At 66.1% G+C, this 24,495-nt stretch carries 24 protein-coding genes and 1 tRNA gene; 12 read left to right on the forward strand and 13 right to left on the reverse strand.

From position 1 onward, the window contains the following. Positions 1 to 17: 17 nt before the first annotated feature. The gene (locus tag ACWKSV_RS13570; protein ID WP_076714358.1) at positions 18 to 674 is read right to left on the reverse strand and encodes a DsbA family oxidoreductase; all 657 of its coding nucleotides are present in this window, start codon (positions 672 to 674) and stop codon (positions 18 to 20) included. 79 nt (positions 675 to 753) lie between these two features. Next, positions 754 to 957 (reverse strand): hypothetical protein, encoded by a 204-nt coding sequence (locus tag ACWKSV_RS13575; protein WP_056438767.1) that lies wholly within the window; start codon positions 955 to 957, stop codon positions 754 to 756. Between the two features lie 221 nt (positions 958 to 1,178). On the opposite strand from ACWKSV_RS13575, the gene ACWKSV_RS13580 reads away from it, so the two are divergent. Next, complete coding sequence (locus ACWKSV_RS13580; RefSeq protein WP_076714360.1) at positions 1,179 to 1,928, forward strand: SDR family NAD(P)-dependent oxidoreductase; 750 nt, start codon at positions 1,179 to 1,181, stop codon at positions 1,926 to 1,928. 2 nt (positions 1,929 to 1,930) lie between these two features. Here ACWKSV_RS13580 and ACWKSV_RS13585 read toward each other — a convergent pair whose 3' ends face one another. Then, positions 1,931 to 2,413 (reverse strand): GNAT family N-acetyltransferase, encoded by a 483-nt coding sequence (locus ACWKSV_RS13585; RefSeq protein WP_076717788.1) that lies wholly within the window; start codon positions 2,411 to 2,413, stop codon positions 1,931 to 1,933. A 104-nt stretch (positions 2,414 to 2,517) separates the two neighbouring features. Between ACWKSV_RS13585 and ACWKSV_RS13590 the strand changes: the two genes are divergently transcribed. Further along, positions 2,518 to 2,931 (forward strand): VOC family protein, encoded by a 414-nt coding sequence (locus tag ACWKSV_RS13590; protein ID WP_076717790.1) that lies wholly within the window; start codon positions 2,518 to 2,520, stop codon positions 2,929 to 2,931. A 97-nt stretch (positions 2,932 to 3,028) separates the two neighbouring features. Here the strand turns inward: ACWKSV_RS13590 and ACWKSV_RS13595 are convergent. Further along, a tRNA-Gly gene (locus ACWKSV_RS13595) sits at positions 3,029 to 3,103 on the reverse strand. Between the two features lie 131 nt (positions 3,104 to 3,234). Here ACWKSV_RS13595 and ACWKSV_RS13600 point away from each other — a divergent pair. From ACWKSV_RS13600 to clpS, 4 genes are all read left to right on the forward strand, one after another. Continuing rightward, a complete protein-coding gene (locus ACWKSV_RS13600) occupies positions 3,235 to 3,996 on the forward strand; it encodes an ImuA family protein (protein WP_076714362.1) in 762 nt (253 codons plus the stop codon). Then, positions 3,887 to 5,440, forward strand: coding sequence for a Y-family DNA polymerase (locus tag ACWKSV_RS13605; RefSeq protein ID WP_237243489.1), 1,554 nt, complete (start codon positions 3,887 to 3,889; stop codon positions 5,438 to 5,440). Before ACWKSV_RS13600 ends, ACWKSV_RS13605 begins: the two co-directional genes overlap by 110 nt. A 161-nt stretch (positions 5,441 to 5,601) precedes the next feature. Continuing rightward, on the forward strand, positions 5,602 to 8,895 hold the full coding sequence (locus ACWKSV_RS13610; protein WP_191864749.1) for an error-prone DNA polymerase: 3,294 nt from the start codon (positions 5,602 to 5,604) through the stop codon (positions 8,893 to 8,895). 396 nt (positions 8,896 to 9,291) lie between these two features. After that, entirely contained in the window at positions 9,292 to 9,648 is a 357-nt protein-coding gene (gene clpS / locus ACWKSV_RS13615) for an ATP-dependent Clp protease adapter ClpS (RefSeq protein ID WP_056438998.1), read from the forward strand. Between the two features lie 32 nt (positions 9,649 to 9,680). Here clpS and ACWKSV_RS13620 read toward each other — a convergent pair whose 3' ends face one another. Next, positions 9,681 to 10,628, reverse strand: coding sequence for an NAD(P)/FAD-dependent oxidoreductase (locus tag ACWKSV_RS13620; protein WP_237243490.1), 948 nt, complete (start codon positions 10,626 to 10,628; stop codon positions 9,681 to 9,683). A 336-nt stretch (positions 10,629 to 10,964) separates the two neighbouring features. On the opposite strand from ACWKSV_RS13620, the gene katG reads away from it, so the two are divergent. Next, complete coding sequence (gene katG, locus ACWKSV_RS13625) at positions 10,965 to 13,226, forward strand: catalase/peroxidase HPI (protein ID WP_076714364.1); 2,262 nt, start codon at positions 10,965 to 10,967, stop codon at positions 13,224 to 13,226. A 51-nt stretch (positions 13,227 to 13,277) separates the two neighbouring features. Beyond that, a complete protein-coding gene (locus tag ACWKSV_RS13630; protein WP_076714366.1) occupies positions 13,278 to 13,628 on the forward strand; it encodes a thiol-disulfide oxidoreductase DCC family protein in 351 nt (116 codons plus the stop codon). A gap of 31 nt (positions 13,629 to 13,659) precedes the next feature. On the opposite strand, the gene ACWKSV_RS13635 is transcribed toward ACWKSV_RS13630, so the two are convergent. Further along, positions 13,660 to 14,349: a Crp/Fnr family transcriptional regulator gene (locus tag ACWKSV_RS13635; protein ID WP_237243491.1), complete on the reverse strand. Its 690-nt coding sequence runs from the start codon at positions 14,347 to 14,349 to the stop codon at positions 13,660 to 13,662. A 209-nt stretch (positions 14,350 to 14,558) separates the two neighbouring features. Between ACWKSV_RS13635 and murA the strand changes: the two genes are divergently transcribed. Continuing rightward, entirely contained in the window at positions 14,559 to 15,839 is a 1,281-nt protein-coding gene (gene murA, locus ACWKSV_RS13640; protein ID WP_056438739.1) for a UDP-N-acetylglucosamine 1-carboxyvinyltransferase, read from the forward strand. 132 nt (positions 15,840 to 15,971) lie between these two features. On the opposite strand, the gene ACWKSV_RS13645 is transcribed toward murA, so the two are convergent. Continuing rightward, a complete protein-coding gene (locus tag ACWKSV_RS13645) occupies positions 15,972 to 16,706 on the reverse strand; it encodes a LytTR family DNA-binding domain-containing protein (RefSeq protein WP_172839609.1) in 735 nt (244 codons plus the stop codon). 173 nt (positions 16,707 to 16,879) lie between these two features. Between ACWKSV_RS13645 and ACWKSV_RS13650 the strand changes: the two genes are divergently transcribed. After that, positions 16,880 to 17,407 carry a DUF2306 domain-containing protein gene (locus ACWKSV_RS13650; protein WP_172839610.1) on the forward strand — a complete coding sequence of 176 codons (528 nt, stop codon included), beginning with the start codon at positions 16,880 to 16,882 and terminating at the stop codon, positions 17,405 to 17,407. Here the strand turns inward: ACWKSV_RS13650 and ACWKSV_RS13655 are convergent. Next, entirely contained in the window at positions 17,404 to 18,996 is a 1,593-nt protein-coding gene (locus ACWKSV_RS13655; protein WP_483666805.1) for a cisplatin damage response ATP-dependent DNA ligase, read from the reverse strand. The two genes, ACWKSV_RS13650 and ACWKSV_RS13655, sit on opposite strands and share 4 nt — an antisense overlap. A 6-nt stretch (positions 18,997 to 19,002) precedes the next feature. Then, a complete protein-coding gene (locus ACWKSV_RS13660) occupies positions 19,003 to 19,188 on the reverse strand; it encodes a DUF1328 domain-containing protein (protein WP_007407044.1) in 186 nt (61 codons plus the stop codon). Between the two features lie 269 nt (positions 19,189 to 19,457). Between ACWKSV_RS13660 and ACWKSV_RS13665 the strand changes: the two genes are divergently transcribed. Continuing rightward, positions 19,458 to 21,221: a polysaccharide deacetylase family protein gene (locus ACWKSV_RS13665; RefSeq protein ID WP_172839611.1), complete on the forward strand. Its 1,764-nt coding sequence runs from the start codon at positions 19,458 to 19,460 to the stop codon at positions 21,219 to 21,221. A 62-nt stretch (positions 21,222 to 21,283) separates the two neighbouring features. On the opposite strand, the gene ACWKSV_RS13670 is transcribed toward ACWKSV_RS13665, so the two are convergent. The 3 genes from ACWKSV_RS13670 to ACWKSV_RS13680 all read right to left on the reverse strand — a co-directional run bounded on the left by ACWKSV_RS13670 (position 21,284) and on the right by ACWKSV_RS13680 (position 22,803). Next, positions 21,284 to 21,781 (reverse strand): Dps family protein, encoded by a 498-nt coding sequence (locus ACWKSV_RS13670; protein WP_443025833.1) that lies wholly within the window; start codon positions 21,779 to 21,781, stop codon positions 21,284 to 21,286. A gap of 102 nt (positions 21,782 to 21,883) precedes the next feature. After that, on the reverse strand, positions 21,884 to 22,453 hold the full coding sequence (locus tag ACWKSV_RS13675; protein WP_076714374.1) for a TMEM165/GDT1 family protein: 570 nt from the start codon (positions 22,451 to 22,453) through the stop codon (positions 21,884 to 21,886). Next, positions 22,453 to 22,803, reverse strand: a complete 351-nt coding sequence (locus tag ACWKSV_RS13680; RefSeq protein WP_237243492.1) for a hypothetical protein — start codon at positions 22,801 to 22,803, stop codon at positions 22,453 to 22,455. Before ACWKSV_RS13680 ends, ACWKSV_RS13675 begins: the two co-directional genes overlap by 1 nt. 181 nt (positions 22,804 to 22,984) lie before the next feature. Between ACWKSV_RS13680 and rpmG the strand changes: the two genes are divergently transcribed. Then, the gene (gene rpmG, locus ACWKSV_RS13685) at positions 22,985 to 23,152 is read left to right on the forward strand and encodes a 50S ribosomal protein L33 (protein ID WP_007407030.1); all 168 of its coding nucleotides are present in this window, start codon (positions 22,985 to 22,987) and stop codon (positions 23,150 to 23,152) included. A gap of 253 nt (positions 23,153 to 23,405) precedes the next feature. On the opposite strand, the gene ACWKSV_RS13690 is transcribed toward rpmG, so the two are convergent. Beyond that, positions 23,406 to 24,296: a LysR substrate-binding domain-containing protein gene (locus tag ACWKSV_RS13690; RefSeq protein ID WP_076714376.1), complete on the reverse strand. Its 891-nt coding sequence runs from the start codon at positions 24,294 to 24,296 to the stop codon at positions 23,406 to 23,408. Positions 24,297 to 24,495: the final 199 nt, after the last annotated feature.

Consider the following 24,495-nt stretch of genomic DNA (forward strand, 5'->3'; position numbering starts at 1 on the left):
CTGTCCTTTCCGTAAAATCAGGCAGCAGCAGGTTCGGCGGCGATTTGGCGCAGCGCCTGCTCGAAGGATTCGGGCGGCTGTCCGCCCGAGATGAGATAGCGGTTGTCGATCACGATGGCGGGCACCGACTGGATGCCGCGTCCCTGCCACAACCGCTCCGCCTCGCGCACCTCGGTCGCGTAGCGGTCAGACGACAGGATCGCGCGGGCCTCGTCGGTGTCCAGCCCGGTGCGGCTCACGGCGGCGATCAGCACGTCATGGTTCGAGATATCCTCGCCGCGCGTGAAATAGCTGTCGAACAGCGCATGCTTCAGCGCCGCCTGCCGCCCCTCCATCTTCGCCCAGTGGAGCAGCCGGTGCGCGTCGAAGCTGTTATAGATGCGCGCATCGTCGGCCATCGCCATGGTGAAGCCGACCGAGGCCGCCCGCTCGCGGATATTGGCACGGTTGGCGGCGGACTGTTCGGGCGTCGCGCCATATTTGCGGCCGATATGCTCGACGATATTCTCGCCCTCGGGCGCCATGGCGGGGTTCAGCTCGAAGGGCTGGAAATGGATGTCCGCCTCGACCGTATCGCCCATTCGCTCCAGCGCGATCTCCAGCCCGCGCAGCCCGATAATGCACCAGGGGCAGGAAATGTCGGAGACGAAATCGATACGAAGGCGGCGGGGCATGGGGAGTCCTGGCTGATGCGACCCCAAGGCGGCCGCCCCGCTTATGTGGGAGGGCGATCCGGCCCCCGCAACCGTGGCGCTACCAACGGACCCGGACCCAGCCGTCCACCGCCTCGTCTTCCGGGCAAGGATAGATGGCGCGAACCGTCATGGCGCCATCCGCCTCGGTCGCTGCGCCGGTCAGCGCGGGCCGGAAATCACACTGTCCGCCCTGTGCACGGGGGAAGGGGCCGCGCGAGCGGTCACTGGCGATTCGTCGCGGCTGGCCTGGTCGATAGTCCATGCCCGTCTTCTCCCGAGGCCGATCATGCCGCCATCCAGATATCCCGGCCATCCGGGAAAAGCCCGGTATTTCTAGTGCTTGGATAAGGAGCGGGAACAGAGGCCGGTCTTGCCGCCTTGTGCACCGCGTACGCTTTGCCATGTCCGGCCCCGCCGGATACCAGCAGGTGCCCGGCCCCGCCGGATACCAGCAGGCAAACCGCTTGAGAGGGAGTTGGACGGATGACGAAGACAGTTCTGGTGACGGGGGCGACCGCCGGAATCGGTGCGGGCACCGCGCGTGCCTTTGTCGCGGCCGGATGGCGGGTGATCGGCACGGGCCGCCGCGCCGACCGGCTCCAGGCGCTGGCCGACGAGCTGGGCGCGGCCTTTCATCCGCTGGCCTTCGACATCACCGACGAGGAGGCGCTCGACGCCGCGCTGGGCGGCCTGCCGCCGGAATTCGCCGAGATCGACCTGCTCATCAACAATGCGGGCCTCGCGCTCGGCACCAAGCCCGCCCAGGACAGCGATCTGGCCCAGTGGCGCACGATGATCGCGACCAATATCGACGGGCTCATCACCATCACCCATCGGCTGCTGCCCCGGCTGATCGAACGGCGCGGGGCGATCATCAACCTGTCCTCGGTGGCGGCGAACTATCCCTATACCGGCGGCAACGTCTATGGCGGCACCAAGGCGTTCGTGAAGCAATTCTCGCTGAACCTGCGCGCGGACCTGCACGGCAAGGGGGTGCGCGTCACCTCGATCGAGCCGGGCATGGTCGAGACCGAGTTCACCACCATCCGCACCGGCGGCGACCAGGCGGCGTCGGACGCGCTCTATGCGGGCTCCGATCCGATGACGGCGCAGGATATCGCCGCCACTTTGCTCTGGGTCGCCGAACTGCCGCCGCATCTGAACATCAACCGGCTGGAGCTGATGCCGGTCAGCCAGTCCTTTGCGGGCTTCCAGGTCGCGCGCGAAGGGTGATGCTATAGCGCCCGGTGCATGACCAGTGCATCCACCGGGCCCAGGCGCGGGTGCCGGAACGCCTCCGGCACCCTTCCGACCGTGGCGAAGCCCAGCGCCGTCCACAGATGCACGGCGGCCTCATTGCTGGCGACCACGAAGTTGAACTGCATCGCGGCAAAGCCCCGTGCGCGGGCTTCGTCGAAGGAATGCAACGCCATCGCCCGCGCCACCCCGCGCCCGCGCGCGGCGGGGCCGGTCATATAGCCCGCATTGGCGACATGATCCCCGCCGCCCGCCTGATTGGCGCGCAGATAATAGGTGCCGAGGATGGCGCCGTCCTCTTCGAACACGAAGACCGTCTTGTCGCCGCCGAACCAGTAAGCGAGCGCCGCCTCTTCGGTTATCGCGGGATCGAGCGCATAGGTCTCCCCCGCACGGATCACCGGCAGGATGATCGCGGCGATGGCATTGGCGTGGGCGGAGGTGGCGGGGCGAATCGGCATGGGGATCAGATAGCGCGTGGCGTCGATGATGGGCATCCACGGACCATGACTTGATCGGCGTCGCGACTCCTCCGATGGTGGCTACGCAGACAAGGCGCGAGAGCATGGCCGCAGGCATCACCGGATTGAACCACGTCACGCTCGCCGTCGTCGATCTGGAAAGGTCCGTGGCATTTTACCGGGATGTCCTGGGCTGCACGGTCCGTGCGATCTGGGCGGATGGCGCGTATCTGGAGGCGGGATCGTTATGGTTATGCCTGTCTCGCGATGACGAGGCACGCCGTAGGCCACACGCCGATTATAGTCATATCGCCTTCAGCGTATCGGAAGAGGATTACACCGCGCTCAGCACACGATTGGTGGCGGAGTATGCCATTTGGAAAGAGGACCGAAGCGAAGGGCGTTCGACCTATTTCCTCGATCCCGACGGCCACAAGCTCGAAATCCATGTGGGAACGATGGAATCACGATTGCGCCATTATCGGCAGCATCCAGAGAAGAACGTGAAAATCTTTTGACGTAACCAGCGATGTTAACAATCCATGCCGTCGTTTATCGTTATGTCATATGAAAACCGTCGCTATGCGACGAAGGCGATCTCATCCGAGAGATCGCTGGAGCGGGCGAAGGGATTCGAACCCTCGACCCCAACCTTGGCAAGGTTGTGCTCTACCCCTGAGCTACGCCCGCTCTGGCGTTCCGAACCGGCTGACCGGCTGGGGTGAGGCGGGCTATTAGACGTGGGTTTCGAATCCGGCAAGCACTTTTTTCAATTTTTTTACGGCTGGCGACTCCGGTCATAGAACATTACAAGAACATATATGGAGGAGCCCTTTGCCCTGATCGATCGTCTGCGCCGCGCCGCCGCTCTGGTGGCGCCGGGCGATGATGGCGGGATGGAGTCGGGACGGGGCTTCGAGGTTCGGCTGGCGGTTGCGCAGCTCCATGAAATCCATGCGCTTTCGGAAGGCGAAGCGGCGAGCGGCGCTGGGCTGGCGCTGGGCTGTGCGTTGACGGTGGGGGCGCGGCCGATCCTGTGGCTGCGCACCGAGGCGGCCGAGCGGCAGGGCGGGCGACTCCATGGGCCGGGACTGGTCGCGATGGGTCTCGACCCCGCCGATCTGGTCGTGGTGGTGGTGGCCGATGATGCCGCGCTGCTGCGTGCCGCCGCCGATGGCGCGCGCTGTCCGGGGCTGGGCACGGTCATCGCGGAAGGCTGGGGGGCGATGCGCGGGCTGGACCTGACCGCGTCGCGGCGGCTGATGCTGGCGGCCGAAGCCTCGGGTGTGTTGATGCTGGTGCTGCGCGTCGGCGGTCAGGTCGTGCCCAGCGCGGCGGCGACCCGCTGGTCGGTCGCGTCGGCCCCCTCGCGGGCGCTGGCGGCGGAGGCACCGGGGGCACCGGCCTATGATCTGGAATTGCTGCGCCGAAGGGGAGGGCCCGCGGGCGCCCGGTGGCGCGTGGAGTGGAACCGTGACACGCAAAGCTTCGACCCCGCGCCGCTATCTGGCGCTCGTCTTCCCCTGGTTGCCGATCGAGCGGTTGCGGGCCCGGCGCCCGCACCTGTTCGTGGCGCGGGATGAGGCGCCGATCGGTTTTGCCGAATCGGTCGGCGGCGCGATTCGCCTGGCGGCGCTGAACGCCCAGGCGGCAGCGGCGGGGCTGTCGGTCGGGCTGACGCTGGCCGATGCGCGCGCGCGGGTGCCCGAGGTCGAGATATTCCCGCACGACCCCGCCGCCGATGCCGACTGGCTGGAGCGGCTGGCCGAGGGGGCGCGGCGCTACAGCCCGGCGGTGGCGCTCGATCCGCCGCAAGGGCTGGTGCTCGATTCGGGCGGGGCGGATCATCTGTTCGGCGGCGAGCGGGGCCTTGCCGAGGATATCGAGACGCGGATGGCGCGGCGGGGACTGACCGTGCGACTGGCCTATGGCGATACGCCCGAGGCGGCGCGCGCGCTGGCGCGGCATGCAGGCGCTCCGGCACCCGACGAGATGGGGGCGATCCGTCGCCTGCCCGTCGCGGCGCTGGAATTGGATGAGGATGCCGGCGCGGCGCTGATCGCGGCAGGGCTGAAGTCGGTCGGCGACGTGCTGGCGCGACCCATGGCGACGATCGCGGCGCGCTTCGGGCGGGAGGCGGCGACGGCACTGCGGCGGTTGACCGGCGAGGAGGACAGCCCGCTGACCCCGCGCGTCGTGGCCGCGCCGATCGGGGTGGAGCGGCGCTTTGCCGAGCCGGTGGCGCGGACCGAGCATATGCTGGGCGTGCTGGAGGAACTGACGGGAGAGGCGGCGCGCGTGCTGGAGGAGCGGCACGAAGGCGGGCGGCGCTGGGACGCGCGGCTGTTCCGTTCGGATGGCGAGGTGCAGCATTTGCGGGTCGAGACGGGGCAGCCGACCCGCGATCCGGCCGTGCTGTTGCGGCTGTTCCGCGAGCGGATCGAGGCGCTGGCCGATCCGCTCGACCCCGGTTTTGGATATGACCTGATGCGGCTGGATGTCGGGCTGGCCGAGAAGCTGGACGCGGTGCAGCTTCGGCTGGAGGGCGGCGAGGCCAAGTCGGAGGCGGTGGCGGCGCTGATCGACCGGCTGGGCACGCGGCTGGGGCGCGAGCGGGTGCGACGGATCCATCCCCGCGACAGCCATATGCCCGAACAGGCCGAATTGCTGCTGCCCGCGACCGATCCCGCGCCCAAGGCCGAATGGACCCGGCCGGAGCCGGGCGAGCCGCCCTTGCGGCCGATTCACCTGTTCGATCCGCCCCAGCCGATCGAATCGCTCGCCGCCGAGACGCCCGATGGACCGCCGGCGCGGTTTCGCTGGCGGCGCAAGATGCACGACGTGGCGCGCGCAGAAGGGCCGGAGCGGATCGCGGGCGAATGGTGGCGCCGCGCCGACATGGCGCCGCCGACACGGGACTATTACCGGGTCGAGGATGTGCGCGGGCGGCGCTTCTGGATCTTCCGCCATGGGCTCTACACCGAAACCGAGCGGCCGCGCTGGTATGTGCATGGGCTGTTCGCGTGAGGGGGCGGGCCGATATTCCTCCCCTGCAAGGGGAGGGGGACCATGCGCAGCATGGTGGAGGGGTGTCACCGGTTGAGAGGGCATCCATCTTCTCCGATGGTGACACCCCTCCGTCAGTCCTTCGGACTGCCACCTCCCCTTGCAGGGGAGGAAAAGGGTAAATGCCCGACTTCGCCGAACTGGTCGCGGCGACGCATTATTCCTTCCTCGACGGCGCAAGCTCGGCGGAGGCGATGGTTCAGCAGGCGATTTTGCTGGGGCTGGACGGAATCGGCATTGCCGACCGCAACACGGTGGCGGGGGTGGTGCGGGCCTACCGGGCGCTGCGGGAAATCCGCGAGACACTCGGTGATCGGATGCCGCCTTTCGAACTGGTCGTCGGCGCGCGCCTCGTCTTTGCCGATGGCACGCCGGATATCGTCGCCTATCCGATCGACCGGACGGGCTGGGGGCGGCTGACCCGGTTGCTGACGACGGGCAATAAGCGGGCGCGCAAGGGCGGCTGTATCCTGGGACTGGGCGACCTGATCCGCCATGCCGAGGATCTGCTGCTGATCGCACTTCCCAAGTCGAGTGCGCGGCCCTGCGAGCCGATGACGGATGCGATGCTGCCCCCCAAGCGCGCCGATCCGGGGCTGGCGGCGACGCTCGACCGGCTGGTGGCGGCGGCGCCGGGGCGGGTGTGGCTGGGCGTGACCATGCCGCGATCGGGGGCGGACCGGCGGCGGCTGATGGCGCATGCCGCGCTGGTCGAGGCGCGGGGCGTGCCCCTGCTCGCCACCACCGATGCACTGTCCGCCTCACCTGCGGACCGTCCGGTACAGGATATACTGACCTGCATCCGCGAAGGACTGACCGTCCGCACCGGGGGGCGGCGGCTGGCGGCCAATGCGGAGCGGCATCTGAAACCCGGTGTCGAGATGGCGCGCTTGTTCGCCGACCGTCCGGAAGCGGTGGCGGAGAGCATGGCGATCCTGGAGCGGATTACCTTTCGTCTGGATCACATCTCCTACCAATATCCCGACGAGCCGATCCCGCAGGGCTGGGACGCACAGAACTGGCTGGAGGAACTGGTCCGGCGCGAAGCCGTGAAGCGCTATCCGGGGGGCGTTCCGGTCAAGCTGCGCGCCTTGCTGGACGAGGAACTCGGGCTGATCCGCCGGTGCGGATATGCGCATTATTTTCTGACCGTGCATGACGTCGTCCGCTTCGCGCGGACGGTGGAGCCGCCCATTCTTTGCCAGGGGCGCGGATCGGCGGCCAATTCGGCGGTCTGCTGGGTCCTGGGCGTCACCTCGGTCGATCCGGTGCGATATGACCTGCTCTTCTCGCGCTTCGTATCGGAGGAGCGCCGCGAGCCGCCCGATATCGACATCGATTTCGAGCATGAGCGGCGCGAGGAGGTGATCCAGTATATCTATGACCGCTATGGTCGCCACCGCGCCGCCATCGCCGCCACCGTCATCCATTACCGCCCGCGCAGCACGGTGCGCGAGGTCGGTCGCGCGCTGGGGCTGAGCGAGGATGTCACGCAAAGGCTGACCAGCACCGTCTGGGGCAGCTTTTCCAAACAGTTCGAGGAGAAGCGGTTCCACGAAACGGGCTTCTCCCCCGACAATCCCGAGATCGCCCGCCTGCGCACCCTGGTCGACCGGCTGCTGGGCGCGCCCCGCCATTTGTCGCAGCATGTCGGCGGCTTCGTGCTGACTCAGGGGCGGCTCGACGAGACGGTGCCGATCCACAACGGCGCGATGGAGGGGCGGACCTTCATCGAATGGGATAAGGACGATATCGACGAGCTGAAGATCATGAAGGTCGACATATTGGCGCTGGGCATGCTGACCTGCATCCGCAAGGCGTTCGATCTGATGGAGGCGAACGGCCTGGCCCGTCCCGATCTCGACACGCTGGCGCAGGATGAGGACGCGGCCGTCTACAAGATGCTGCAAAAGGGCGACAGCATCGGCGTGTTCCAGGTGGAGAGCCGCGCGCAGATCAACATGCTGCCCCGCCTGAAGCCCCGCGAATTCTACGATCTGGTCGTGCAAGTCGCGATCGTGCGGCCGGGGCCGATCGAGGGCGACATGGTCCATCCCTATCTGCGGCGGCGGGCACAAAAGGAGGCGGTGACCTATCCCTCGCCGCATCCCGATCATGGCCCGGCGGACGAACTGCGTACCCTGCTCGGCAAGACGTACGGCGTGCCGCTGTTTCAGGAACAGGCGATGAAACTCGCCATCACCGCCGCCAAGTTCACCCCCGACGAGGCCAATCAGCTTCGCCGCGCCATGGCGACCTTCCGCAAGGTCGGGGGAATGGACGGATTCCAGCAAAAGATGATCGGCGGCATGGTCGCGCGCGGGTACGAGCCCGAATTCGCCGAGCGGTGCTTCAAGCAGATCGAGGGGTTCGGCTCCTATGGTTTTCCCGAAAGCCATGCGCTGTCCTTCGCCCGGCTGGTCTATGTCTCGGCCTGGCTGAAACGCCATCAGCCCGCGATCTTCACCTGTGCGCTTTTGAACGCCCAGCCGATGGGCTTCTACGCGCCCGCGCAGCTCGTCCGCGACGCGCGCGAGAATGGCGGGGTCGAGGTGCGACCGGTCGATGTGAATTTCAGCGGCTGGGACAATAGGCTGGAGCGGCGGGAGGACGGAGCCTTCGCGCTGCGGCTGGGCTTTCGGCAGGTCGATGCCTTTCGTGAGGCCTGGGGCAAGGGAATTGCGGATCACGCCCCCTATGAGACTATCGAATCGGTCGCGATCCGGGCGCAGCTGCCGCGCCGTGCGCTCGACCTGCTGGCGCAGGCCGACGCCTATCGCTCGTTGAGCCGCGGACGGCGCGAGGGGCAGTGGGAGGCGCGGCGGATGAAGTCGGCGCAATTGCCGCTGTTCGCCGCGATGGAGGCCCCCGAAATGGCAATCGAACCCGATGTCACGCTGCCGCCGATGCCGCTGTCCGAACAGGTCAGCGCCGATTACCGCGCAACGCGGCTGTCGCTGAAAGGCCATCCCATGGCGTTCCTACGCCGCGAGCTGGCGGGCGAGGGCATCCTGTCCGCCGCCGATCTGGGCCATCTGGCCGATGGGCGGCGGGCCAAGGTGGCGGGGGTGGTGTTGGTCCGCCAGCGGCCGGGCAAGGGCAATGCGATCTTCGTCACGATCGAGGACGAGACGGGCATCGTCAACGCGTTGATGTGGGCGCGCGATTTCGAGGCGAACCGGCGCGCGGTGATGGCCTCGCGGCTGATGCTGATCCACGGCGTCGTCCAGCGCAGCGAGGAGGGCGTGATCCACCTGATGACCGCAGGGGTCGAGGATCGCAGCGCGATGCTGACCCGGTTGGAGGACGTGCCCGCCGCCGCCACCCGCTCGCATGATCCGCGTGGGGCTCCGGCGCAACGCGGGGTCCATCCCCGCGATGTCCGCCTGCTGCCCCGCTCGCGCGACTTTCATTAGGGGCGATTGCCATTCGGCTTGTTTTGCATTCCCTCTCCCCTGGACAGGGGAGAGGGTTAGCGGAGCTTGCCAGCGTGCTGGCTAGCGCAGCTTGGGTGAGGGGTTGAGCGAGTCTCCGGCTCGCGCGCGCGTTCCGCGCGCTCACCCCTCACCCAGCTCCGACTAAGTCTTTGCTTCCGCAAAGACCAAGTCTGCGCAACCCTCTCCCCTCAAAGAGGGGCGAGGGAAGGGTAGGCTCGCCCTGTTCTGCAAAGAAAGAAGGATGTGGGAAATTCCCGTCGGAAAGTGCCGATTTATACGATCGACGCTGTCCCCAAGGGCTTGTGCCTACCCCCCGCCATGCCATATTTTACCGTCATGGCCCAGAACAGCGACACCTTCACCCATCCTCTGGGAATGGCCGGCAATGGTCCCGGGCAAGGGCCCGATCATGGCCCCGATCACGGCGATGACGAGGGCACCGGCCTGGGCGTCGCGACGCGGACCCGGACGCGCACCAAGCAGCCGACGCCGTACCGCGTGCTGATGCTGAACGACGACTATACGCCAATGGAATTCGTCGTGCTGTGCCTGCAGCGTTTCTTCCGCATGAGCATGGACGATGCGACCCGCGTCATGCTGCACGTCCATCAGCGCGGCGTGGGGGTGTGCGGCGTATTCTCCTATGAGGTCGCCGAGACCAAGGTGGCGCAGGTGATCGACTTCGCCCGCGCCAACCAGCATCCGCTTCAGTGCACGCTGGAGAAGGCGTAACTCTTGTTCATTCCTCTCCGGCACGGGGAGGACTACGCCATTACCAGATCCGCCGCCTGCCGCCCGGACAGCCAGGCACTCTCCACCCGTGGCGCGATCATCCAGTCGCCACAGGCCGCCAGCCCCGTATCGGCCTGGTGATAGGCCCCGACACCGGCCTTGCCCGACCGCGCGTAACGCCAGCGATGCGCGGTGGCATGGACCGGCACGGGCAGGGTGCCCACCTGTTCTTCCAGCGCGCGTAGCAGCGAGGCGGTGACGGAGGTGCGGTCGCTTTCGACATGGCGCCGCGACCAGTCGGCCGTGGCATGGATCGTCCAGGCTTCGCCGCCCTCGCGTCCCGGTTTGGCGCTGTTGCGTGCGGCCCAGTCGATGGGATCGGCGGCGGACAGGATATCCGGTGCCGAGAAGCCGGCGTCGAACCCCAGCAGCACGGTCCAGCACGGATCGGACGGATGCGCGCGGGCCAGTTCGGCCAACGCCGGATCGATTGGTGCGACAAGTCCCGCCGTTTGTTCGGCGGGGAGCGCCAGGACCGCCACATCGAACGGCCCCTCGGCCATCTCGTCATGGTCCAGCCGCCATCCGTCCGCATCGCGGCGCAACGCGCGGATATGCGTCGACCAGCGCACGTCGAGCGCCGCCGCCATATGCGTGACAAGCGCATTCATCCCCGGCACCCCGACCCAGGCATCGTCGCCCATGGCGGGCCATCGCGCAGCCACTCCCTGCCGCTCCCAGTCTCGGACTTGCGCGACGAAGGCCGGGTCGCGCGCGGTCAGATATTGCGCGCCATAATCGAAGGCGAAGCAGGCACCTTGCGCCGTCACGACCTTGCTCGCCATGCGGCCGCCGGGGCCGCGCCCCTTGTCGAACAGCGTGACCCGCCATCCCGCCTCGGTCAGGCGTGAGGCGCAGGCCAGACCCGCTATCCCCGCGCCGACGATCGCCGCCGATCCGGCCATATCCCGTTCCTTCATGATTCGCCGCATCGCGTGCAATCCGACGATACGCCTCGGGTTGAGGATCGATCCGTCTCATCGGTGAACCGCCCCCCGATTCCACCAAGTATCAGGGTTGATCCATGCTAAAATTTTTGGGTGTGGGGTGGTCCGGTCAAGGATCGACCGGGAATGCCCGACGTTGTGGGGCATGACGAGCGGCGGTCCCTTCCGCTCAGGGGAAGACCTCAGGCCGTCCATGTCCATGACAGACGCGACATGATCCCGCCCGATGGGCGTGCCGGTGAGCCTGTGGGCTTGCCAAGTCTTTGCGCGCCCGGCCTTTTTACCAGATTAACCCGGAGAGCTTGCGGCATGGAAGACTATAAGACGGTACTCGAAGGCAAGTGCCCCTTTGGCGGCGACCGGATCGGGGGTGCCTTCACCACGCCGCCGACGCTGGCCGAATGGTATCCCAACCGCCTGCGCGTCGAGCAGCTGCACCGCCACGGCCCCCGTGCCAATCCGCTGGGGGAGGATTTCGACTATCGCGCCGCATTCGCCAAGATTGACCTCGATACGCTGAAGGCCGAGATCAAGCGCTTCCTGACCAGTTCGGTCGCGTGGTGGCCGTCCGACTATGGCAATTACGGGCCGCAGATGATCCGCATGTCGTGGCATTCGGCGGGCAGCTATCGCATCGCCGACGGGCGCGGCGGTGCTGGCGAGGCGATGCAGCGTTTCGCGCCGATCAACAGCTGGTGGGACAATGGCAATGTCGACAAGTCGCGTCGCCTGCTCTGGCCGATCAAGCAGAAATATGGCGCGGCGCTGTCCTGGGCCGACCTGATCGTCCTGACCGGCAATTGCTCGCTCGAGATCATGGGGCTGCCGACCTATGGTTTCGGCGGCGGGCGCGAGGATGCGTGGGAGGCCGATGACGCGACCTATTGGGGTCCCGAGGTCTTCGACATGACCCAGGTCGACTCGTTCGACGAGATGGTCAACCGCGACAAGCGCTGGCGCGGGCAGAATGGCGATGCGGACTATGATCTGGAGCAGCCGCTGGCCGCCTCGCACCAGTCGCTCATCTATGTGAACCCCGAAGGCCCCTATGCCAGCGGCGATCCGATGGCCTCGGCCCGCGACATCCGCATCACCTTCACCCGCATGGCGATGAACGACGAGGAGACGGTGGCGCTGATCGCGGGCGGCCATGCCTTCGGCAAGAGCCATGGCATGGTGAAGGCCGACCGTATCGGCGCGCCGCCCGAAATCGCCGCGATCGAGGAGATGGGGCTGGGCTGGCACAACCCCGAGGGCACCGGCAATGCCGAGTTCACCATGACCAACGGTATCGAGGGCAGCTGGACCCAGAACCCGACCCAGTGGGACAACAGCTATCTCGAAAACCTGCTGGGCCTGGAATGGGAACAGACGCGCAGCCCGGCGGGTGCGCTGCAATGGACGCCGGTCAGCGGTGACGCGCCGCGCACCCCCGACGCGCATATCGAGGGCAAGAGCCATGCGCTGATGATGATGACCAGCGACATCGCGTTGAAGGTCGATCCGGTCTATCGCCCGATCTGCGAGCGGTTCCTGACCGACTTCGACTATTTCACCGAGCAGTTTTCGAAGGCGTGGTACAAGCTGACGCACCGCGACATGGGACCGCGCGAGCGTTATGTCGGGCCCGAGGTCACGATCGAGCCGGACCTGCTGTGGCAGGACCCGATCCCCGAGCGCGATTACGAGTTGGTCGACGCCGCCGACATCGGGGCGTTGAAGCAGCGGATCCTGGACAGCGGCCTGTCGGTGTCGGACCTGGCCTTCACCGCCTTTTCCGCCGCCGTCACCTACCGCGACAGCGACAAGCGCGGCGGCGCGAATGGTGCGCGTCTGGCCCTCGCCCCGCAAAAGGACTGGGCGATCAATCGTCGCACCGTGCCCGTCATCGCGTGCTTGCGCGAGATCATGGGCGCGTTCAACGACGGGGCGACCGGCGGCAAGCGCGTGTCGCTGGCCGACCTGATCGTGCTGGGCGGCACGGCGGCGGTCGAGAAGGCGGCGGCGGATGCGGGTGCCGCGCTGGAGGTGCCCTTCACCGCCGGGCGTCGCGACACCACCGACGAACTGACCGATGCCGACAGCTTCGAATGGCTGAAGCCGGTGGTCGATGGTTTCCGCAACTATGTCGACGATCACTTCACCGAGGTGACGGCGGGCCGCGTCGCCCCCGAGGAACTGTTCCTCGACAAGGCGGCGCTGCTGAAGCTCAGTGCGCCCGAATGGGTGGTGCTGACCGGCGGCCTGCGTGCGCTGGGGGCGAATTGGGACGAGAGCGAGGCGGGCCTGTTCACCGACCGGGTGGGTGTGCTGAGCAACGACTTCTTCCGCGTGCTGACCAGCATGGACTATGTCTGGACCAAGCAGAACGAGGCGGGTTTGCGCTTTACCCTGGACGACCGGGATAGCGGTGAGACGCGCTACACCGCCACGCGTAACGACCTGGTCTTCGGGGCCAATTCGCAGCTGCGCAACATCGCGGAATTCTACGCGGCCGAGGACGGCCATCCCCGCATGGTCCGCGACTTCGTGAAGGTCTGGAACAAGGTGATGACCGCCGATCTTTTCTGATGGTGGAGGCGGCCCGGTCGTGATCGGGCCGCCCTTGCCGGAGAGAAGGGCATGACAACCGTCACCGTCTGGTATGATGCCGCCTGTCCGCTGTGTCGCCGCGAGATCGCGGTGATGCGGCGGCTGGACCGACGTCGCCGGATCGAATTCGTCGCGATCGGCGGGCAGGGGCCTGACCAATGCCCGATCGACCGCGACACGCTGCTCGCGCGCTTTCACGCGCGGGAGGATGGCCGGATGCTGTCGGGCGCGGCAGCCTTTGCCGCGATGTGGCGGGCGATCCCGCTCCTCCGGCCGCTGGGTCTGGCGGCACGCTCTCCCTGGATGCTGGCGTTGCTGGAGCGCGGCTATCGACGCTTTCTGAAGGTTCGACCGCGCCTGCAACGTTGGGCGGGACCCTGACCATTCCTCCCCTTTTCGGGGAAGGAATGCCTCAATGCCCCGGTGGCAGCCAGCTGAGGTCCAGCCCCTCGAACCGGTCGATATAGCCCGCTTCGCGCACCAGCTGTGCTTCGTCGAGCAGGTGGACACGCCCGCCCTCGCGCTTGATCAGCCCATCGTCCTCCAGCTGGCGCAGCATCCGGTTGACGTGGACGGCGGTCAGCCCGATCGCGTCGCCCATCTCCTCCTGGGTCAGGCCGGGGGCGAAGGACGCGGCCACCTCTATGCCCGCCTGGCGCATCTGGCCGCGCAGCGACAGCAACAGCGTCGCCACCCGCACCCGCGCCGAGGTACGGCCGAGACCTGCCAGCCGGTCGGTGGTGATGACCCGCTCGATCTGGTTGAGCACCAGGATCAGGCTGAACAGGCGGGGATGCCGGGTCGCCAGTCCCGCGATCTGGCCCCGGTCGAAGGGACAGACGACCGCATTGGAGACTGCCACCACCGTATCGGGCGAACGGCCATAGACCAGCGCCGACAGCGCGAAGAGATCGCCGGGAAACAGGAAGCGTACCACCTGGCGGCTGCCATCGTCGAGCAGCACATAGCACATCAACATGCCCTGCTGCACGACGAACAGCTCGTCGCTGCGCGCCTGTTCCTCCATCAACACCGCACCGCGCCGGATCGTCTTTGGTCGATCCTCCAGCCGTGCCAAGGCCTCTCGTTCGGCCGGGGTCAACGAAACCCATTTGTTCAGGCGATCAGCTAGCCCGCAATTTGACACTGACACCTCATCCCCGGAGCGGACGAACGCCTTAGCCATCAAGGGTGCGACCACGCATTAATATCGATCAACCGGCCCTTTTCTTTGCTTTTCGTGCTCTTTGGCCATGGGGGACGGGCACGACCCTTGGCGATGCCCGCCACGTCCGCTAGGAGGACGGGTCTATGGACCGTATCCTTATTCGCGGCGGCAACCGGCTGTCGGGCCGCCTGAAGATCTCGGGCGCGAAGAACGCCGCGCTCACCCTGATGCCCTGCGCGATCCTGACCGACGAACCGGTCACGCTGCGCAACCTGCCGCGTCTGGCCGATGTCGACGGGTTCGGCCATCTGCTGAACCAGATCGGCGCATCGACCCGTGTCGAGGGGACACGTCCCGAAGATTTCGGCCGGGTGATGACGATCCGCGCGGGCCAGCTCTTCTCGACCGAGGCGCCGTACGACATCGTGCGCAAGATGCGCGCGTCGATCCTGGTGCTCGGCCCCATTCTGGCGCGCGCGGGCGAGGCGCGGGTGTCGCTGCCCGGCGGCTGCGCGATCGGCAACCGCCCGATCGATTTGCACCTGAAGGCGCTCGAGGCGATCGGCGCGGAGATCGAACTGACCGCCGGTTACGTCAAGGCCAGCGCGCCCGGCGGCCGCCTGTCGGGCGGACGCTATACCTTCCCGGTGGTGTCGGTCGGCGCGACGGAGAATGCGCTGATGGCCGCCGTCACGGCCAAGGGCACCTCGGTGCTGGGCAATGCCGCGCGCGAGCCCGAGATCGTCGACCTGTGCCGCTTGCTGATCGCGATGGGCGCGCGGATCGACGGCGTCGGTACCGAGACGCTGACCATCGAGGGTGTCGACCGGCTGCACGGCGCCACCTATTCGGTGATGCCCGACCGGATCGAAGCGGGCAGTTACGCCTGTGCCGCCGCGATCACCGGCGGTGACCTGGAGCTGGTCGGTGCCTGTGCCGAGGATATGCGCGCCACCTTGTCCGCGCTGACCGAAGCGGGCGTGACGGTCGAGGAAAGCCGGGATTCGATCCGGGTGAAGGCCGATGGTCCGCTCCAGCCGCTGACCCTGTCGACCGCGCCCTATCCGGGCTTCGCCACCGACATGCAGGCGCAGTTCATGGCGATGCTGTGCAAGGCGGAGGGGACCAGCACCCTGACCGAGACGATCTTCGAGAATCGCTACATGCACGTGCCTGAGCTGGCGCGCATGGGCGCGGACATCCAGGTCCATGGCCGCACCGCGATGGTGAAGGGTGTGAACAAGCTGACCGGCGCGCCGGTGATGGCGACCGACCTGCGCGCCTCGATGAGCCTGATCCTGGCGGGTCTGGCGGCCGAGGGCGAGACGTCGGTGGCCCGCGTGTACCATCTCGACCGCGGTTACGAACGTCTGGAAGAGAAGCTGTCGGCCGTCGGCGCCGACATCGAACGCGTCGGCGACTGATTTCATCCTCCCCGGCACGGGGAGGGGGACCGCCGCGAAGCGGTGGTGGAGGGGTGTCAGCAGCAGCGTTGACACCCCTCCGTCAGTCCTACGGACTGCCACCTCTCCTTGCAGGGGAGGAATTTAAAGCCGCTACCACCAGCCCTCCGCCTCCAGCACCGGTACCATCGCGCGCGATACCCGCGCCTCGACCCCGCCGGTCAGGACCAGCCGCAGCCCGCGCCCCTCGCGATGCGTCTCGCGAACGGCAGCCCGCGCCACCCACCAGCTCCGATGCACCTGCGCGCCGATCAGCGGCGCGACCTCCTGCACCGCGTCACGCATCCTCAGCAGGATCAGCTCCGACCCATAGGCGCCATGGACGCGCAGATAATGGTCCTCCATTTCCAGCGCGACGATATCCGGCCCGAAACCGGGCGGCAGGCGGTCGAGCAGCGCGGGGCGGGGGGCTGCAACCGGCGGGGCGGATGGAGCCGGCTCCGGCGCGACAGTCCGTCGCGTTTGCCCATACCAAAGGAGCAGGCTCGCCAATCCCCCGATCACCAGCACATTGCCATAGAGGAGCAGGGCCTGATCCGCGTCGGGCCAACGCAGCGGCAGACCCAGACGTCCGACCCACCAGACGACGACGCTCATCGGCAGGCTGGCGAGAATCGCGGCGGCAGCCCAGCCCGCCATTTTGGGCAGATGCAGCCGCGCCGCCGCAACCAGTGCACCCGCCATTATCGGCTTGTAGAGTGCATAGCCCGCCAGCATCAGCGCGATCCAATAGATCAGCCGATAGGCGAAGCGCGCGTCGAAGGTTCCGAACGGTCCCAGCACCGCGAGCAGCAGCCCGACGCCGATCATCAGCGCGATATCGATCACTATGCGGCGCGAGCGGGGCATCACGGCCCCGTGCCTATGGCCAATTGGCGCTTCGTGAAATGGCAAATCGGCCGCTCCACGAAGGGAAACCGCCGTTCGACGCAATCAGACTGGCGCGGGTTCGGCGCCAGGTCAGGAAAGGGGCAACTCGTTTCCGATCAGGATCTCGACCGATGACCAGCCTTTCGATCGCCGCCCCAAACCGCCGCCCTCTCGATACCTCTCCCGCCGCCCGCGCCGCGATCCTGCTTGCAGGGGGCACGCTGTCGCTGATGGCGGTGGTCGCCATGGCGCGCGGTGCGCTCGGGCTCTCGCCGACCCTGGCGCGGACGCATGACGTGGCGGTGTGGATTCATCTCGGCTCGGTCCTGCCCGCCCTGCCGCTGGGGCTCTATGTCCTGCTGGCGCGCAAAGGGGATGCGCGGCACCGGATGCTGGGCAATCTCTGGGCGGTGCTGATGGTGGTCGCGGCCCTTTCCGCCCTGGCGCTGCGCGACCTGAATCACGGGCAATTCAGTTTCATCCATATCTTCGTGCCCGTCACGCTGATCGGACTGTGGCGCGCGATCGCGGCGGCACGGGCCGGGCGGATCGACACGCATCGCAAGGTGATGGTCAGCCTGTATCTTACCGGTCTGATCGGTGCGGGCTCCTTCGCCTTCCTGCCCGGCCGGGTGATGGGGACGTGGCTGTTCGGTTAAGTCACCAGCCGCTTGAGCGTCTCCACCCGGTCGGCTTCGGCGGCGGGCTTGTCAGTGCGGATGCGGGCGATGCGGGGGAAGCGCATGGCGACGCCTGACTTGTGGCGCTTCGAATCGTGGATCGAATCGAACGCGATCTCGAGCACCAGCATCTTTTCCACCTCGCGTACCGGACCGAAGCGGTGGACGGTATGCGCCCGCACGAACCGGTCGAGCTGGCGCAATTCCTCGTCGGTGATCCCCGAATAGGCCTTGCCGACCGGCAGCAACTCGCCCTCCTCGGTCCAGCAGCCGAAGGTATAGTCGCTATAATAGCTCGAACGCCGGCCATTGCCGCGCTGCGCGTACATCATCACGCAATCGGCCGTCAGCGGATCGCGCTTCCATTTGTACCACAGGCCGACGCGCCGCCCGCCGCTATAGGGGGAATCGCGGCGCTTGAGCATCACCCCCTCGATCGCGGCATCGCGCGCGGTGGCGCGCAAAGCCTCCAGCGCGGTGAAGTCCTCCGCTTCGATCACCGCGCTGACGTCGAACCGCTCGGGGTCGAGCTTGGCGGCGAACCCCTCCAGCCTCTTGCGCCGCTCGGTCCAGGGCAAAGCGCGGACATCCTCGGTCCCGTCGACCAATATGTCGTAGAGCCGGACGAAGGCGGGATAGTCGGCGAGCATCTTGGCCGACACCGTCTTGCGCCCGAGCCTTTGCTGGAGCGCGTTGAAGCTGGCCGCACCGCCGCCATCCTCCAGCGTGCCACCCTGATGCTCGCCCTTGACCAGCAACTCGCCGTCCACGGCCCCGATCGCATCGAAAGCACTCGCCACATCGGGAAAGGCGTGGGTCACATCGTCGCCGGTCCGACTGTAGAGCCGGGTCTGGCCGGCGACATGAACGATCTGCACCCGGATGCCGTCCCATTTCCATTCGGCGGCATAGTCGGTCAGGTCGACCCGCAGATCCTCCAGCGGATGGGCGAGCATGAAGGGGCGGAAAACCGGCACATCGGCGGGTGTCGGCTGCGCGCCCGTGCCCTCGACCCAGGCGAACAGCTCGGCATAAGGCGGCGACAGGCCGTGCCAGACCTCCTCGACCGCCTCGACATCCAATCCGAAATGTTGGGCAAAGGCAGTCTTCGCAAGCCGAGCGGACAGGCCGATGCGCAAGCCCCCCGTCGCCATCTTGAGCAGCGCGAACCGTTCCTCGGCGGTCGACCGGTCGAGCATATCAGCCAGCACGCCGGGCGCGTCGGAACGCGACAGATGCCGCAGCCGCTCGACCACATCGCTGACCGATAAGGGCTCGGGATCGAGCGGCCGGTCGGGCGCGTGCCAGAGCAGGGCGACCGTCTCGGCGGTGTCGCCGACATAATCGCGGCTCATGCGGAACAGCACGGGGTCCACCCGCTGCTCGATAAGCGCGCGGATCAGCGCGGTCTTGACGCCCGGCAGGTCGAGATCGCCCGTCAGCGCCGCCATCGCCCAACCCCGGTCGGGATCGGGCGTGGCGGCAAGGTAATCCGCGACCAACTTCAGCTTGGCGTTGCGCGAGCGCGTATAGATCAGCGCATCGAGCAACGCCGCGAATTCGCGCATGGGGGATCAGTCGATCGCGTTCTTTACCGACTTGCCCGCGACCAGCCCGAGCACGAGGAAGATCACGAACAGCGCGATCGCGATGAAGAACAGAATCTTGGCGATCCCGACGAACGCGCCGCCAATGCCCCCGAAACCGAGCGCCCCCAGGATCAATCCGACGACAAGGAAGGTGATGGCAAGCTTGAGCATGGGGTAATCCTCCTGACCTGATAAGGGGTTAACTGGCGGGGAGGGTCGGTGTTCCGGTTACGGATGATCGGATGGGCCGCGATCCGGCAGAATCCGGGCGCTCTGCCGTTGAAAAGAGCATATCATCTGTCTCATCATGGAATAGAAATCGATGCATGGGACGATCACAGGATTGCGTCGCTGTCCTGACTTGGTGCATCCGCTAAGCAAGGGGGGGCGGCGATGATCTGCCCCGCGGGGGAAAATCGATGACAACTCGGCGTCAATTCTTGATCGGCGCGATGGCCTTTTCATGCTCTGGTTGCGTGATCGAGGGTGGGAACGACCCTGCACCGCAACCGACGCCGACACCGACACCATCGGTTAATGCGCCGCAAATCTATATGCTGGCAACGAAGGACGGATCGGTCGGGCAGACCTATTCGGCCCCGCAGGGAATGTCGGGAGTCCAGTGGTTTCGCGAAGCCCTGACCTCCGACCGAACACGTACGCCGATTACCGATGCCTCGGCGACCACCTATGTCGCGCGCGCTGAGGATATCGGTACTCGTCTGGTCACGGTCGGCGTCATGAATGGGCAGCGCGTCGTCGCCTCCGCGCTGTCGGTCGTGCTCGACATTCCCATATTGCTGGAAAGCTTTGATACGACCAGTGGGTTCACCGCGACCAATGAAGCCTTGCTCGCCAGTCGTTCGGCGGTGGCGCAAGGCAGTGGTGCAGTGGAGATCCAGGGGACCGGATCACGCCTGGGCGGTCCGGGCCTGAGCAAATCGGATATCGGCTATCACGATCCCGCCAAATTCGGCACCATCGCACAGTTCGTCGATCTGGGATGGGACCCGATCTATCATACCGTCACAGCCTTCGATCTGACGCTGACGCGTGGTAGCCAGGAATTTCGTGCGAAAACGCCGCTTCTGGAGCCGCTGTACCAGACGCCGCAGCCGCTCTTTTATGGCTCCATGTGGGCATCGATCCACTCGAGTGAGATCGAAGGATTACAGGGCGCTGGCGCCGGCCGTTTCGGCGTGACGAACAGTGTGATTACCCAGGTTCCGCATGCGCCGCGCGTCAGCGTGGATGCGCTGGTGGCCCGCGCGGGTGGTCGCCCGACCATTGTCATCGGCTTCGACGACATTTTGCGGACGCAATATACGGACGCATTCCCCTATATGCAGGCTCGCAACGTCAAGGGCGGCTTCCATATCGCTCCCGGCAAGATCGGGGGGCCAAGTCGGCTGATGCTGGCACAGCTTCGCGAGATGTATAATGCAGGCTGGGATTGCTATCTAAACGGTAGCTATGACGATGATCTGATGACCACCCGGCCGACCTTGGCGGCCGCTCTCGCGGAATTGCAGAAGGTACGAGACTGGGCTCAGGCCAATGGAATGACGCGTGGCAATGATTTCTGTTGCTACCCCAATGGACGTTACCAAGACAGCCCCTTCCGGCCGCGCAGCTTCTCTGCCAAGACCAATGGCACACGGATCGCCACCATGTCGGATACGTCGGGCATTCAGCCGGGCATGCTCGTCGGCGGTTACAACGTGCCAGTAGGAACAACCGTTGTCAGCGTGGACAGCCCGACGCAGATCACGCTCAGCGAAAATGTTATCGCACAGGTGAAGACGTTCAATTTCACTGATTTGTCGAGCGAGTTTTCCTACACGAAACTGCCCCTCGCGCTGAAGGCCGCCGGATACAAGATGGCGCGCACGACACAGGGTAAGGGGAGCTGGCTGTCACGGTTCGGCATTACGGATCGCGGCGGAGTGGTCACGCCCGCCAACGCCACTTCGAACATGAGCTTGGACGAGCTTAAGTCCCTGGTTGATGTTGCTATATTGCGAGGCGAGACATTGGAATTTTACCTTCACGGCATTTACGAAACCGGAACGGGCCAGACCGATTCCGCCAAATTCCGTGGTTTGATCGATTATATCGTTGCGCGCCGCGACGCCGGGCAGCTGGACGTTTTGACCAAGACCGAATTGTGGATGCGGGACGGAAATTCCTCGCTCCCGATCTGACACGAAGGAAAAAAGGCCCCGGTATCGACCGGGGCCTTTTCGTATCGGGTCGGGGAGGGCGGTCAGCCCTTGCGACCGGCCTCGAACAGGAACCAGGCGCGTTCCTCGGCCTGGTCGGTCCATTCGTCGACGATGCCGCTGGTGGCGTTGTCCTTGGCCTCCTCGGCCGCGTCCTTGACCGTGCGGAAACGTTCGACCAGCTTCAGATTGTCATCGCGCAGTTCGACCAGCATGTCGGCGGCCGACACGAATTCGCGGTCATTGTCGACGATGGTCTGACGGCGCGCGATGTCGCCGATCGAGCGCAGCGTGACGTTGCCGGTCTTTCGCACGCGCTCGGCAATGGCGTCGGTCACGCCCAGGATCTGCGCGGCCTGATCGTCGAGCATCAGGTGATAGTCGCGGAAATGCGGGCCAGAGACGTGCCAGTGAAAATTCTTGGTCTTCAGATAAAGTGCATAGCAATCGGCCAGCGCGCCGTTCAGCGCGTCGGCGACGCTGGCGGTGGCGTTGCGATTGAGGTCGGTCGGCGTATCGAGCGCCGGATTGATATCGGACATGGACATGCTCCCGCTGTCTGAGGAATCGTTGCGTTAACGATCCGATGGCCCAATGGCTCCCCCGCTGTCCATGTACAAAGCCTGTGCTGTCTGATCGACCGCCTAGATCAATCCCTTGGCAGAAAGCGCGATGACGATGCCGATCAGGATCATGATCGCACCGCCCGTCATCCGGATCGGCCGCCACGCCAGCCTGCGCCACTCACGCGCGCCCAGCAGGATCGCCGGTATCAACGCGCCGAGCATCCCCAGCATCGCGCCCGGCCAGGCCGCCCAGGGCAGGGGAGAGCGTGCGGCGGCGACCGCGACCAGCACCAGCCCGGATTCCATCAACAGGATCGTGCCAGCCCCCAACAAGGCGGTGCCGAACACCCCCAGGCGAACCGAGCCGAAGGGCGAACCAGCGCGCGGCAACCGCCCCATCATGCCGAGGCCCACCAGCACCAGCGCAACCGCCAGCAACAGGCTGCGCGCCTCAGGTGTCACCTGCGGCCCCAGCAATATCCCGATGCGGATCGCCACCGCCGCCAGCAACCCTTGCGCCAGCAGGACCCCCGCCAGGACCGGCAGGGCGCTGTCCGTCCGTTCCGCCAGCCTTTCGGCAAAACCGCTCAGCCGCCCGCCCGCCTGTGACAGCAGCGTGGCGACCAGGACGATCATCAGCGCATCCATCAGCTGGCCAGACGTACCGAACAGGCCTCTGCAAAGGCGTTGGCGGCCTGCCAATCCTGCCGCTCGCTGGCGATGGCGTCGCTCAGGATCGCGAACCAGCCATGGACCGGCGCGGGCTCATCCTGCCGCATGAGCGCGCGGCCGATGAAATGGGTGACGGTGACGGCGGGGACCAGCCCGTGGCGATGGGCGATGCGGCGAATCGCCTCCACCCCGTCGATCAATTCGGCCGCCCGCGCATAGGGGGCGGACACGTCGAGCGCGGCGATTCGGGCCCAGAGCTGGTCGCGAATCTCGGTGGAGCTGAGGCCCGCATGAAGTGATTCGCCCGGCTCCATCGTGATGGTCATCCCTCTCATGCCCGCCCCGATAGCGGGAAGCGGCACGGTTTCCATAGGGCCTTGGCCGTAAAGAGGGGCTTAAATCAGGTGAAATGCTTGACTCGGGCAGGCCCATGGGCCATGGGCGGCCCTTATATAGCGGCGGCTCCGGCTGCCGCTTTCGCTTTTTCACGCATACAGGAACCAGGTCATGGCCAAGCCGACCACCGTCAAGATCAAGCTCGTCAGCTCGGCTGATACCGGCTTCTTTTACGTCACCAAGAAGAACCCGCGCACCAAGACCGAGAAGCTGAGCTTCAACAAGTACGACCCGGTCGTGCGCAAGCATGTTGAGTTCAAGGAAGCCAAGATCAAGTAATTTGCGGGCGGCGGCCCCAGGGTCGCCCCGTGAGCCTTGAAGGCGTGAAGCCGCCGTCCGACAGGACGCGCGGCTTTTTGTCGTTGGGTTGAGCGCCTAGGTCCGCCATGCGCGCTCCCCCTCCCGCAGGCGGGAGGGGGTCGGGGGGAGGGTTAGGAGTCTCATCGAGACCGTCGCTCGTGGCTTTCCCTCCCCCTCCCCCATCCCCTCCCGCTTGCGGGAGGGGCGTGCTTGTGGCGGGTGTAGGGGAGTATCAACCCGCTTCCGGGTACAGCGTGGCGATCAGCCAGTCGTGGAACAGCTTCACCGACTTCAACTGAAGCGCGCGCGGGCGGCAGACAAACCAGTGGCTGTACGGGCTGTCGACCTCGATATCGAACAGCCGGACCAGACGCGGATCATGCGCATGTTCGAAATGGCTGGCGTGCATGAAGGCGACGCCGAGGCCCTGCGCCACCGCCTCCAGCATCAGGCCGCCCGAGTCGAAGAAGTCGATCGCCTTGGGCTTGATATCGGTCAGTCCCGCAACCTGGCACCAGGCGGTGAAGGCGTCGGGCATTTCGCGGTGCAGCAACGCGGTCATGCCGTTCATCTGCTCGGGACGGAGCAGCGGATCGGGGCCTTCGAGCAGCCGCTTGGCGCCGATGACATAGACTTTGTTGCGGTCGAGCCGCTTGGCGTAGAGCGAGGGGTCGATGTCGCGGCCCAGCGCGATCACCGCGTCCAGTCCTTCGCCCAGCCGCGCGATGCCATGCCCGGCGGTGTCGATATCCAGATGCAGTTCGGGATGTGCCGCACGTAGCAGCCCCATATGCGGGAACAGCCGCTGCGACGCATAGAGCGGCAGCACGCCCAGGCGCAGGCGCAACACTTCCTGTCCGCTGGTCATCGCCTCCACCGCATCCGACAATTGGTCGAGCAGCGGCGCGATCTGCTCCATCAGGCGCTGGCCCTCTTCATTGGGCACCATCGCCTGGTGCCGCCGGGCGAATAGCGGCTTGCCGACAAAGCGTTCCAGCGTCTGCACCCGGCGGCTGAGCGCGGGCGCCGACAGCGCCAGTTCCTCGGCCGCCGCCTTGATGGAGCCCAGGCGTACGACCTGGACAAATGCTTCGATCGCACCCAGCGGGGGGAGCCTGCGCATGGCGTACCTGTACTCGTTGACCTATTGGGCAGAGGATTGCACAAACTGCAATCATAACCAAGCTTTTCGCACTTGCAACATAACGTGTCGCACCGCAAAAGGAACGGGCCTTTCAGGCATCCTCTCCTAAAAACTTTCACGGGCTGGTCGTTTCGATCGGCCCTTTTTTTTGCCTCGGCTCGGCCGTCCGCCCTTTTGC

Source organism: Sphingomonas sp. SphC10 (assembly GCF_057004845.1).